Consider the following 13,153-nt stretch of genomic DNA (forward strand, 5'->3'; position numbering starts at 1 on the left):
AGACTGTAATCACGTTTTATGTAACTTCTCTACAAGGGTTTGAGAAAGAACATATTTAAGGTCAATTTCTAGTGAATAATTAGAGTTTTTTCGATTATTTAGGAAATGTAGCAACCGCCAAGACGGTTAGGAGATGACAAAATTCCCAAACCCAGTCACAACAAGCATTTCAATTTTCAATTTTGAATTTTGCTATATGACCCTCATACCAGGAATTGAATCCTTAGCTAATTGTGTATCTCTAGAATTACCGGCTCTCAGAAATATCATTTATTTTTCTCCTGTAACTGTCACATCTGATGCTCGTGTAATTGATGCGATCGCCTTAATGAGTCAAGCACGAGGCAGTAATCAGAACTTACCAACAACGCAGGAAAAAGCTAGTTGTATATTAGTAGTTTCACAAGGGCAATTAGTAGGAATTTTTACAGAATGGGATGTAGTGAGGCTAACTGCTATAGGTGTGGACTTATCTGAGATTACCATTGCTGAAGTCATGATCCACCCAGTGATTACTATTCAGCAATCTCAGGCTGAGAATATGCTCACAGTGCTGTCCATCTTGCATCAAAATCGCATTCGCCATCTACCAGTAGTAGATCACAATCATCATGTAATGGGAGTAATTACACCTGAAGCAATTCGTCAAGTAATCCAACCAGCAAATTTATTGAGACTACGCACCGTATCAGAAGTAACTGTCAATCAAAATATTTATGCCCCGTTGACTGCTAGATTATTTGACATTGCCGAGCTGATGAATGATCAAAACATCAGTTGTGTAGTCATAGCAGAACCTGACACTTTAGGACGCATCATCCCCCAGGGAATCATTACTGAACGAGATATTGTACAGTTTCAAGTCTTAGGGCTGGATTTCACCCAAATTCAAGCTCAAACTGTGATGAGTACACCTTTATTTTGTGTCTGTTCTCAAGATTCCTTGTGGTTTGCTAATCAAGAAATGCAACGGCGACAATTGCGGCGATTAGTTGTCACCTGTGAAACTGGGGAATTTCTAGGAATTGTCACTCAAACCAGCTTTTTGCAATTATTTGATCCCTTAGAAATGACAAGCTTGATTGCGGCTTTACAGCAACAGGTTACAGCCCAGGGACAAGAACTAAAACATACTAACCAGCAATTGCAAGAGGAAATTATACAACGCCGGCAGGCAGAAGAGAAACTCCATCAAGCTTATACAACCTCAGAGCAACAAGTTGCCCAACGAATCGCCGAACTATCCCAAGCCAATGCACTGTTACAGCAAGAAATCGAGGAACGCCAGAAAACAGAACTAGCACTGAGAAAAAGCGAAGCACAGGCTTGGCAACAACTGGCAGAAATTGAAAACATTTATGCTTCTGTTCCCGTTGGATTGAGCTTTATGGATACAACCTTGAAATTTGTCCGCATCAATGAACATTTAGCTCAGATTAATAACATTCCAGTGGCCGATCATATCGGGCGAACCCTGCGGGAAGTATTACCAAGCCTCAGTGACAAATTAGAGCCGCTTTATCAACAAGTGATTGAGTCAGGCTTACCCATCATCAATCACAAAGTTCATGGTACTACCCTAGCCCAACCTGGTATTGAACGTTACTGGCTAGTTAATTATTACCCACTGAGAGGGCATGATGGTGAAATGCTTGGTGTCAACTCAGTCATACAGGATATTACCGAACGCCAACGCACAGAAGAACAGCTACGCTATCAAGCACAAATTATCGACCAAATTCATGATTCAGTCATTGCCACTGATATTCAAGGTTATATTACCAGTTGGAATCAAGGTGCAGAAAAATTAACAGGTTACTCAGCTACCGAAGCTATGGGTAAACATATTTCGCTGCTTTATCCAGGTGAACTGGGTACTGTGCTGGAAAATCAAATTATTGCCCCTCTCTTAAAAACAGGAAAGCATGAAATTGAAGTGACCATGCAAAATAAGTTTGGCAAGCGATTTGATGCTCTGTTGTCAATGTCGTTATTACGTAGTCCCAATCAGACTCCCATTGCCATGATTGGCTACTCTCTAGACATCACAGAGCGTAAACGAGCCGAAACTGCCCTGCGACAAAGCCAACAGCAGTTTGAGGATATCATCAATAACTCGACAGCAATTATTTTCCTCAAGGATCTCCAAGGACGATATATATTAGTCAATCGTGGGTTTACAGTTCTTTTTAACCTGAGCCAAGAACAAATTCAAGGTAAAACAGACTACGAGCTTTTTCCCCAAACACAAGCGGAAAAATTGGTGGCCAATGACCGCCAAGTAATTGAAGCAAGAAAACCTTTGACTGTAGAAGAATTAGTACCATTGGCAGACGGTATCTACACTTACCTTACAGTTAAATTTCCCCTGCTTGATGCTGAGGGTGTACCTTATGCTGTTTGCGGTATTGCTACTGACATCACAAAAAGCAAACAAGCTGAAGAGAAAATCCGCGAACAAGCAGCCCTGATTGATATTGCCACAGACGCAATTTTTGTTTGCAATCTGGAGCAGCGGATATTATTTTGGAATCAAGGTGCTGAGGGTATTTATGAATGGTCAGAGGCCGAAGTCTTGGGCAAAAATGCCAATCAGATTTTATATGAAAAAGCGTCACCGCAACTAGAAGCGGCTCGTTTGAGTGTTTTAAAAGATAATTCCTGGCAAGGAGAGTTAAAGCAAATCACCAAACATGGCAAAAAAATTATTGTGCAGAGTCGATGGACACTAGTGCGTGATAAATTTGGGGAACCAAAATCAATCTTAATTGTGAACACCGATATTACCGAGAAGAAACAACTAGAAGCCAAATTTCTCCGGACTCAAAGGTTAGAAAATCTTGGTATCCTCGCCAGTGGAATTGCCCATGATTTAAACAACATTCTCACACCGATTCTCACTAGTACTCAACTGCTACCCCTGAGACTACACAATATTGATGAGCAAAGTCGCCAACTGCTAAAAATGCAGCAAGACAGTGCCAAACGTGGTGCGGAGTTAATTAAGCAAATTTTATCCTTTGCTCAGGGAGTTGAAGGAAAGCACTTTCCCCTACAAATCAGACATTTATTAAGGGAAATTGAGCAAATTGTTAAAAGTACATTTCCCAAATCAATTGCAGTTAAAACCTATATCCCAAATACAATTAATTCGATCATAGTTGCTGATCCTACTCAAATTCATCAGGTGCTAATGAATCTGTGTGTTAATGCTCGTGATGCCATGCCCAATGGCGGTACTCTACGTTTAGAAGCAGATAATTTTTTTGTTGATGAACATGATGCCCAGATGAATCCAGAAGCAAGGGTTGGCAGCTACATTGTTATTACTGTATCAGATACAGGATGTGGTATACCAAGAGAGCTGTTAAAACGAATTTTTGAACCCTTTTTTACTACTAAGGAATTTAGTAAAGGCACTGGCTTAGGACTTTCCACAATTGTGGGTATTCTCAAAAATCACGGCGGTTTTATCAATGTTGAGAGTAAGGTGGGCTTAGGTAGTGATTTTAAAGTTTATTTGCCAGTTTCTGAGCAAATAGTTACAGAGGAAATTTATAAAAGTGAAATACCCAAAGGCAACGACGAATTAATTTTGATTGTTGATGATGAAGACAGTATTCGAGCTACGAATAAAGCTACTCTAGAAAGTTACAATTACAAAGTTATCACCGCTAATGATGGGATAGAAGCTGTCTCAATCTATGCTCAATATCAAAATAAAATTAATTTGGTATTAATGGATATAGAAATGCCATCAATGGATGGTATCCGTGCTATCCAAGTTCTATGCAAAATTAATCCGGCTATCAAGATTGTCGCTATGAGTGGACTTTTATCTAATCGCGATCGCCTCCGGCACTGCTGCGCCGATCACATCAAGAAAATTGGGGGTTGTGTGCCAGCATTTTTATCAAAGCCTTACAGTGTGAAGGAACTATTAGAAACAGTACAATTTATTTTAAATAATCATTGAATAGGGAATAGGGAATAGTAACGGCGGGACTAGTACCGCAGGGCGGAAGTCAAAAGTCAAAAGTCAAAAGTCAAAAAGCTTCTTCTATAGGCTTTTCATTGATTTTGAATAGTCTGTCTATTTATGCCGTGCTGTACTAGTTATTTCTCGGTCGTTGCCGTCTTCGGGCAGCAATGGGGATGAGAATTTGGTTCAAACTACGCAATTGTTCAGATGTACCCATGCAAATCAGGGTATCTCCTGGTAATAAAACAGTATCGCCAGTGGGGCCACCAATGAGATGACCATCAGCGCGACGAATGGCAATTACTAAGGCTCCGGATTGCGATCGCAATCTCGCTTGTCTTAAAGTTTGACCCACAAAAGGATACACAGCCGGGTCAAGTAAAAATTCTTCCATATAAAATTGGCGATCTACACCAGAAATGAAACCATCGACAAAATCCAACACTTGGGGTCTGAGGGCAGCAGCGGCCATGCGTTTACCACCAGTGATATACGGTGAAACTACGGTGTCAGCCCCACCACGCTGTAACTTTTTGACAGATTCTTCTGTACTTGCCCGTGCGATCGCTCTAATTCCTGGATTCAGTGTTTTTGCGGTTAACACGGTATATAAATTTTCGGCATCTGAAGGCAATGCAGCCACTATACAAATCGCTCGTTCTACACCAACTTTCAAGAGCGTTTCATCCAGAGTTACATCACCTTGGTATGTGATGTAGTTTTGTGCTTGTGCATCTTCCACAGATTCTAAATTTGCATCAACCACCACAAAAGGTACACCCTCTGCCTGAAATTCTTTAGCAATTTGACGACCAGTGCGACTAAATCCACAGATAATATAATGTTTTGTCAGTGATTCCATTAACTTTCTCTGTTGCCGTAGCCTCATTCCTTCTTGAAAATAGCCTTGAATCACGGCTTCTGTAAATCTGTTGACCATGTAACCAATAGTGACTACACCCAACAGAATTAAGGCAATTGTAAATAATCTTCCTCGGCTACTCAACGGGTTGGTTTCACCAAAGCCCACAGTGGTTAAAGTGATAACTGTCATGTAAGCCGCTTCTTCCCATGACCAACCTTCCACGAACTTGTACCACAAAGTGCCAGTCAGGACAACGCCAGCCAGAGAAATCGCCCCCACTGTTAGCTCTTTTTGCAGTCGTCGGTATTTCTTCTCAAGTACAGAATACAAAGTTTTCTCACCGCTACCATTTTTTGGCAGGATATTTAACCGTTAGCTTCTCAAAAAGTATCAGATTTAATAAATAAAATGTAATTTTTATAAATATCTAGCAAACTAGTAAGTGACTATTAAAATTAAAGACTTATCAGGAGGCGCGGTCGTGAGCATAGAAACTCTCATTGAGCAAGCTACCATCCCCCCAACATCAGGTTTTATGTCATCTAGCCCTTTTGACGCTGATAGCTTCGATCAAGCCGTAATGTCAACTTATGCCCGGTTTCCCCTAGCTTTAGACCGGGGTGCTGGCTGTCGGGTTTGGGATACCCAGGGACGTGAATATCTGGACTTTGTAGCCGGAATAGCCACTTGCACCCTTGGACACGCCCACCCCGCTATGATAGAAGCGGTAACACGCCAAATCCAGAAGCTGCATCATGTTTCCAATTTGTACTATATTCCCGAACAAGGCGAATTAGCCCAATGGCTAGTAGAACATTCCTGTGCTGATCGGGTATTTTTCTGCAACTCTGGGGCTGAGGCGAACGAAGCCGCGATTAAACTGGCGCGGAAATATGCCCACACAGTTCTAGACATTGACAAGCCGATTATTTTAACCGCCAATGCTAGTTTTCACGGTCGAACTTTGGCGACAATTACCGCTACCGGACAACCGAAGTATCAAAAACATTTTCAGCCTTTAGTCCCTGGTTTTGAATATGTCCCCTATAACGATATAAACGCTATTGAGGCCGCAATTAGTGAATTAGATGAAGGTGATTATCGTGTAGCGGCAATTTTAATTGAACCGTTGCAAGGAGAAGGTGGTGTACGTCCTGGTGATGTGGCTTACTTCCAAAAGCTGCGGAAAGTTTGTGATGAAACTGGCGTTTTGTTGATGTTCGACGAAGTGCAAGTTGGCATGGGACGCAGTGGTAAGTTATGGGGTTATGAACACCTGGGAGTAGAACCGGATATCTTCACCAGTGCTAAAGGTTTGGGCGGTGGTATCCCCATTGGGGCGATGATGAGTAAGAAGTTCTGCGATGTTTTCCAACCAGGAGAACACGCCAGCACTTTTGGCGGTAATCCCTTTGTTTGTGGTGTAGCGCTGGCTGTTTGTCAGACTTTAGAAAAAGAAAATATTTTGCAGAATGTGGAAGCACGGGGGATACAGTTGCGAAATGGATTAAATGCGATCGCAGCTAAATATCCTCACCTAATTTCTGAAGTTCGGGGTTGGGGTTTAATTAATGGTATGGAGTTACAAGCAGATATTCAGTTAACAGCAGCTGATGTTGTGAAGGCTGCTATGGACAAGGGTGTTTTGCTAGTCCCAGCCGGTCCGAAAGTTGTCCGCTTTGTACCGCCATTGATTGTAACTGAAGCGGAGGTTAATTTGGCATTACAAGCTGTTGAACAGGCGATAGCGTAGCTAACGGCTAAAGCCGTATCGCCTCTCTCACAGCTTAAGCCATTTCAGCGAGGATAGGTTCTTACTTGTCTCTCGCTGTTTATAACCCTTTTTGTCTGAATTTCTGGCAAATTGGCGGCACTGATACCCGCCACCATTGTACGTTTGAGCATAGGGTGATTGGTATGAGTAAATCCCGTATCAGAGTCGGGATGAAAACAAACAACAGTTAAATTATCTCCCTGTGTCCGAAACTTGTGCAGGTGATGAGCAGGAATAAAAATAGTCATCCCTGGTTGCAAAGGAATAATACCATCAGGTGTTTCACATTCTCCACCACCTTCAACTACCATAATTAGCCGATAACTAGGATGAGAATGAATCGTCTGATCCACTCCTGGGGGAAAATATAAAGCATTCAAGCAAGGATCTCCAGACATAATTGGCGGAATCAGCACATTATCTGTACCGCCATCGATATAACTTAACCTACCGATAGATTCAATTTCCCCCCCAATCATAAATACCCCTTTAAAAGTTGGACAAGTCACCACAAAACCCGATGAATTTTCACCCCCAACTACACCCCCTCCAGATAAACTAAAGTACATCCCAGAGTGAAGCTTGTAGTCTTGTAAACCCGCATGACGATACAAAACGGGATGACCACTATAAACAAAGCCGAAATGAGTTCCTGTATCGGGAAGTTGAATAGAATCTCCATTCCAACCCATAAAGCAATCTGGTACTTGCTCGTTAAATTTGGCAAGATTGCCGTGAATTAAATTTTGATAAATTTGGAGTGTCATGAGCGATTTAATAGATGTATTTGTAATTATTAATATTTTTGAAAATCATCCCAGCTAAGTAAGTTAGCGAAAATAAACATAACTATGTGAAGAAATGTAAAAATATGATAACTTAGCTCGTAGTAAGGGCTTTAGCCCTTAATTCAAAATTTTAATCCTGACTACAAACCTTTAATTATTGGCGACTACTTACTTATCATCCAGACGTATATCTATAATCGAACCGAAAAACTTCATAAAATAACAGCCTTATTTATATTACAAGTTTTAATTACTGTCAAGATGCAATAGTACTGAATCTAAAAGCTGTTTGCGAAATTCCTGTTGAATAATACAATCAGTATTCAAACACTCGACCAATAGCAAAACAGCCTGATAATATTGCTTAAGCAAATTTTTATCCTGCTCATTAAATTGCCAATTATTACTTCCTATATGACGGTTATTTTTAGCGAGGCTTCTAGATTTATCAGCTAAGATTTTCAGCTTTTCTTCGTCAAGTTCACCATGATTAATCTGAGCATCATTTTGGTAGATTTTTTCTAAAACAGTTCTTAACCCTGGCTGTAATTGGTGAGATGCTAGGGCATATTTGAGAGCAAGATACATGGCTTTATTAGCTGAGGAAACCTCACTAATTTTTGGCTCCTCCGGTCTGGCATTTTGATCATAATTTTCAGCAATATTGATACCCTCTTCAAAACTAGTTTCTTGAAAAACACGAGCAAAAAAGCTGCCACAAACTAAATAATTAGCCGCAGGATCTAGTAATAAACTCAGTCGTCGCTCTTGATCTATATCAAAATCAATATCAAAATAAAAAGCTCGGATTGCTGACAATTTAACCGAAGTTTGATGAATTAAAGATTGTTGCTGTATATAAACCAAAAAATCTTGAATTTTCTGATTTTTCTCTATCATTTCATCAATTCTTTCTTTGAGAATCGTGAAAAAAAGCGTGGCATCTGGTTGAGCCATTTCAGCTGACAGCAAAAATATTTCCTTCCAGTAACGGTCACTTAAATGGTTTGCTAACTCTTGAAAAGCTTCTCTCTGTGGACGCTTTCGGACATTGATTTCACGGGCAACAAAATACTCATGAAAAGTTAAGTGAGAAAAAGAATAAATTCCTTTAGCTCTTTCTACTAAAAGTCCATGTTGTGCTTCAATAGCTTGTAAAATTGCCTCACTATCTAATTGTAAAGCTTCTGGTTCTCGGTCAGCATTAATACTGAGATTTTGGATATATTCTTTAATATAAAGTTTGGCTTCTTTTTTCGAGAAGAAAAATTCTTTTTCTTGGAAAGTCTTGAAAGCTATATAACTTAACAAATCTTTTTTCCTTTGCAAAGAAAGTTCTTGATAAACTTGCTCGCGTTGGATTCCTCGTTTAGCATCCCATTTATTGAGAAGAATCTCAATTCCTTCTGTATATAATTCGCAACGGTTATTAGGAAAATTACATTTTTCCTCAAACACTAAACAAATTAAGGTTAGCAATAAAGGTGTTACTGCCAATTGAGATAAGCGGTTATTCTTTTTTAAAGCTTTAACTAACTCTTCTGCTGAAATCAGACTTTTATTTTTAGATTCCAACCATTGAGAAATAAATATTTGAATTTGTTCTTCATTAAAATTTGCTAATTCAACCTCAGCAAATTTATCTAATACATCATAAGAGTATTCTTTAGCAGCTATTCTGCAAGTAATAATAAAATAGTTATCATAATATATCCGAGATAAATTCCTAATTTCATTTAATGTTCTTTCGTAATGTTCGTTTTTTACCTCATCTAATCCATCCAATAGTACTAAAACTGATTTGTGTACAAAGAGTTCTTGAATCTGCTCAAAATTGATTCCACATTCAGCAAATATTTGTCCCATATACTCTAACAAAGCAGGAGAATTAGGAGATTCAGCAAAATACTTAAGATTAATAAAAATCGGCACAAAATTGGGCATAAATAATCCTTCGTTACACTGAAGAGCTAAATACTTGAGAAAAGTAGTTTTTCCGGCTCCAGGCTTACCTAAAACAATCAGCTTTTTATATTTGGTAACTGCACTTTCACCCGGAACTCGTTCTTCAGTGACTCTACCTAATCCAAATCTTTCCAAGTCTTCTAAATTAGACTCTGCCAGTAATTCTTTAATTGTCTTGCGTCTGTGAGCAGTTAGCTTTTCTAAAATATTAACATCTGTATATATTTGATTTATTTGTATTGGTTGCGACATATCTAATACGCGCATTGTGCCGCACCATTCTTGAGTAATCTCTTTGATGTTACGGCGGACTTGTTTTACCAAAGGTGCAATATCGACCTCATTTTGATGGCTCGAATCAATTGGATTTTGATTAACCTCGACTGCTGGTGTCGTAAGTTTATACCAGTCTTGGTCAAAACCCAAAGCAGCACTGATTTGGAGAAAGTTATCTAATAGAATTGGTTTGCCGTTCAGTAAGGCACTAATGACGGAACGATGAAGTTCTAACCTATCGGCGAGCATTTTTTGTGTTAATCCCTGCTTGGTTAGGGATTCTTTGATGATTTGGATTCCTGCCAACGAAGCTTGTAATGTAGGCTTTGCCATAGTGACTCCATCCGAAATTTTTTTTAGTAAACTGTCAGGGCGGTAAGCATAGCTATCTGCTGACTCAGGGAAACTCTAAAGCAGTGCTGGTTCACCACTTGCAACCAATCAAAAGTCTATTGGGTAAGCTTTTCATTGGTTTTATCACGGCATCAACCATTATACTACGACAATAAACAGACGTTAAAATAACTTTAGACAGACATTAGCTTGACAGATAAAGCGACATACGTTTATCATCTGAGTAAACACGGAGATAAACGCAGGCACACTCGTACCAGAGGAGGCTAAGGCTTTATGGACATAAGGGAAATCACGGAGTTAGTTAAAATTATGCCTAGTCCGGGTTGTCCGTTCAATTGCACCGTAAGAACTGTAGACGGAAATCACCTTAATTTAGTGGTTCCGAATGTCAAAAGCTTTCATTTTTCTAAGAAACAGCTAGAATACTTTGCACTTGAGAATTCCTTACCAACGTCACTTGACACATTGATGCGTGTCATCGAAAGTAAAGAGTTTAGCTGTCCATCACGATTTTTTCAAGCCGCCCTAACAGCTCTATCTTTGGGGCGTGGCTATGGTGTAATTAACCTAGAATATCCCGACACCAGAGCATTTATTGCCACGGTTAGCCCTTCTTACCGAGTTTGTATGGGGACAGATAAGTAGAGCAGCAGAAATAATTCAACGTTTGTAGTAAGGACTTTAGTCCTTTGCTGCAACTAAATGAAATAATTAAAAATTTAGTTTATAAATAAGCTGGGAGGATTAGAACTTAATCACAAAAGCTGGTTGTAGTGGGATGTCACTGGCCAGCTTTTTTGTTGGCATTAGTTAAGACAAGAATCTCATTTTTATAAACTAAAAGTTGCAAATTAGTGTGGTTGAGAGTAATTCGATTTTATGTTCTTATTTTCCCAAGGTAAAAATCATGAAAAACAAACTAAATAATGGCAGTGGTTATTTATTTTATTTGGCTTGCAAAGGGTTGAAATATTTTTTATTGACTCTGCTGGGTTTTGCGATCGCATTTGTCATATCTAGAGTTTTTGGAGTTTCTCAAGTGGTGCAAATGCTGTTATATCCAAGTATATGGGCATGGCTTTTCCGCATTGCAGTTTCTATATTCTGTTTATTTGCAGTTGCCATTATCTATGAATCTTCTCGTTGATTTGCTTTAGCATTAATAACCAAAATTTATTTGTTGCTATACAAAGACGTGGTTAGCATCTGCTCTTTAACAGGATTTACGCAAGTGCCACAAAAAATAAAAATTTTCTGCTTGTAGTAAGGGCTTTAGCCCTGATTTTGAGGACTAAAGTCCTCACTACGAACTTAAAATAATATGCCAGTTACGTAAGTCCTATTTAATTAAGTCTACTATTTAGATGAGGGAAAAATTATGAATTTAATTGCTAACAACTCTGCAAATAATGACTTTTCCCAGCAAGATTTAAGCTACCACGATCTCAGCAACTACAACTTCAGTCACAACTTATTTATGGAAACTAAACTCAATGGCTGTAATTTAAGTTATTGTAATTTAAATGGAGCCAATTTCAAGAATACACAACTATGTGGTGCAGATTTAACGGGTGCTAGTTTGTGTGGGGCTAAATTGCATAATGCCAAGCTCAATGGGGCTAACTTGTGTCAAGCTAATCTATCTGGGGCAAATTTAACTGGTTCAGATTTACGATATGCTACTCTCAAAAAAGTTAAGCTTAATGACACCATCTTTAATGATGTCAAGGTAGAAAATGCAGTATTTGAAAGTTGTGAGGGTTTAACTGAAGATATCAAGCGGATACTAAAAAATCGAGGTGCAATCTTCAAAGATGCTATCTCTCAACCTGGAAATATCAGATGGTATATTCAGTATGTCGCTGTACCAATTTTAGTGGCTTTGATTGGTGCTGGCATATTTCTTAAGCCACAGAATGAAACTTGTTCGGTTTCATTGGGTCGAAAGTCGATGCTTAAATATCTACCGGATGCTGGCCATAATATGGTAGTGCCTCGAACCAATGAGGATGTTTACCTTGTTGCCAATCTAAATAAGCCAGTTCCAAAATACAACTAACTGTTGCAGCTAAACCAGATGTGGCTTTAATTAGTTGATATTCACTGTGCCAATTGGCTAAGGTTTCTTGCCATGCTTCTGGTGTAAATACGGTATCTGGTAATAAGGCTTTGATGCTGAAGTTATCAACAGATATTTGGTAAATACCACCGAAAACTTTTCCTCGTTGTCCTGCCATTTCTACGGCTATAACTGCTGGTTTTGATTGATTTTGACCTTTGTTCGCCCAGGCTACTGCTGCTAAGGTGGAAATGGTAAATACGGGTATATTTAACTGTTGTCCCAAGGTGCGGGCAATGACTACACCAATACGAGTCCCTGTAAAACCACCGGGTCCTTTAGCTACGGCGATAAATGCTACATCTGCCCAGGTTTGAGGTTTGATAAATTCTTTTAAATATTGATGTACGTAGCTAGATAAATCGCGCCCCAAATCCCAAGTATCAGCGCGAGTTTCACCAGCAAAATTACTGATAGCCAACCCCAGTTCGGGAGTTGTGGTGTGTAGTGAGATGGCGTATTTTTGGGATGCAAGGTTTTGTGGTTCTGGGGTCAAGGTTAATTTAAATGTTGATGATTTGTGGGTGTTTTATTTATTCAATCATATAATCGTGGCTTTATTTAGGTCGTATGGATTATCGAACCGCCAAGTCGCCAAGTACGCCAAGGGGAGAAGGGGAGAAGTTTACTATAGAGTTTACGACTACTACAGGAATAGCAGTAGCCGCTTTGAATAGACAACAATTAGTTTTCATCAGGTGGGTACTAGTTCACCAGGACGCAATTTCGACCATTTACCCGTTTCCTGTTTGAAACTGAGACAACCCACAACGTCCCATTCCATTTCAATCATTTCCCCGCTTGTGCGGATGTTGACGTTAATGGAGGGTTCATTCGGGTCGAAGGTGGGATTTTGGGTTAAATGGGGCTGTTGGTGTTGTGCTTCTACGGCGTGGTAGGTTTCACAACGGTCTACATAGTGGCAGTTCACGCAAATACACATAATAGAACTGTCTCCAAAAACCTTTCTTTATTGTTAATGTAACTTAAGCTCAATTTTTATTCACTAGTTATTGGGTTGATTTTT

At 39.4% G+C, this 13,153-nt stretch carries 10 protein-coding genes; 5 read left to right on the forward strand and 5 right to left on the reverse strand.

Going from position 1 to position 13,153, the window contains the following annotated elements; translation table 11 throughout:
* Nucleotides 1-196 precede the first annotated feature (196 nt).
* Entirely contained in the window at nt 197-3,976 is a 3,780-nt protein-coding gene (locus VB654_RS09755) for a PAS domain S-box protein (protein WP_323213523.1), read from the forward strand.
* Between the two features lie 136 nt (nt 3,977-4,112).
* Here the strand turns inward: VB654_RS09755 and VB654_RS09760 are convergent, their stop codons facing one another.
* On the reverse strand, nt 4,113-5,177 hold the full coding sequence (locus tag VB654_RS09760) for a potassium channel protein (RefSeq protein ID WP_323213524.1): 1,065 nt from the start codon (nt 5,175-5,177) through the stop codon (nt 4,113-4,115).
* A gap of 151 nt (nt 5,178-5,328) precedes the next feature.
* Between VB654_RS09760 and VB654_RS09765 the strand changes: the two genes are divergently transcribed.
* Nucleotides 5,329-6,600 (forward strand): aspartate aminotransferase family protein, encoded by a 1,272-nt coding sequence (locus VB654_RS09765; protein WP_323213572.1) that lies wholly within the window; start codon nt 5,329-5,331, stop codon nt 6,598-6,600.
* 44 nt (nt 6,601-6,644) lie between these two features.
* Here the strand turns inward: VB654_RS09765 and VB654_RS09770 are convergent, their stop codons facing one another.
* A complete protein-coding gene (locus VB654_RS09770; RefSeq protein ID WP_323213525.1) occupies nt 6,645-7,388 on the reverse strand; it encodes a cupin domain-containing protein in 744 nt (247 codons plus the stop codon).
* A gap of 267 nt (nt 7,389-7,655) precedes the next feature.
* The gene (locus VB654_RS09775) at nt 7,656-9,983 is read right to left on the reverse strand and encodes an NACHT C-terminal helical domain 2-containing protein (protein WP_323213526.1); all 2,328 of its coding nucleotides are present in this window, start codon (nt 9,981-9,983) and stop codon (nt 7,656-7,658) included.
* Between the two features lie 297 nt (nt 9,984-10,280).
* Here VB654_RS09775 and VB654_RS09780 point away from each other — a divergent pair, with 297 nt between their 5' ends.
* The 3 genes from VB654_RS09780 (at nt 10,281) to VB654_RS09790 (ending at nt 12,066) form a co-directional block, all read left to right on the forward strand.
* Nucleotides 10,281-10,652 (forward strand): hypothetical protein, encoded by a 372-nt coding sequence (locus VB654_RS09780; protein WP_323213527.1) that lies wholly within the window; start codon nt 10,281-10,283, stop codon nt 10,650-10,652.
* A gap of 262 nt (nt 10,653-10,914) precedes the next feature.
* On the forward strand, nt 10,915-11,154 hold the full coding sequence (locus tag VB654_RS09785) for a hypothetical protein (RefSeq protein ID WP_323213528.1): 240 nt from the start codon (nt 10,915-10,917) through the stop codon (nt 11,152-11,154).
* A 231-nt stretch (nt 11,155-11,385) separates the two neighbouring features.
* Entirely contained in the window at nt 11,386-12,066 is a 681-nt protein-coding gene (locus VB654_RS09790; protein ID WP_323213529.1) for a pentapeptide repeat-containing protein, read from the forward strand.
* Here VB654_RS09790 and tsaB read toward each other — a convergent pair.
* Together tsaB and VB654_RS09800 are read right to left on the reverse strand one after the other, a co-directional pair.
* Nucleotides 11,963-12,622 (reverse strand): tRNA (adenosine(37)-N6)-threonylcarbamoyltransferase complex dimerization subunit type 1 TsaB, encoded by a 660-nt coding sequence (gene tsaB, locus VB654_RS09795; RefSeq protein WP_323213530.1) that lies wholly within the window; start codon nt 12,620-12,622, stop codon nt 11,963-11,965. The genes VB654_RS09790 and tsaB overlap by 104 nt on opposite strands.
* 198 nt (nt 12,623-12,820) lie before the next feature.
* Complete coding sequence (locus VB654_RS09800; protein WP_323213531.1) at nt 12,821-13,069, reverse strand: Ycf34 family protein; 249 nt, start codon at nt 13,067-13,069, stop codon at nt 12,821-12,823.
* Nucleotides 13,070-13,153: the final 84 nt, after the last annotated feature.

The organism is Nodularia sp. UHCC 0506, from assembly GCF_034931045.1.
In the GTDB taxonomy this organism is placed as follows: Bacteria; Cyanobacteriota; Cyanobacteriia; order Cyanobacteriales; family Nostocaceae; genus Nodularia.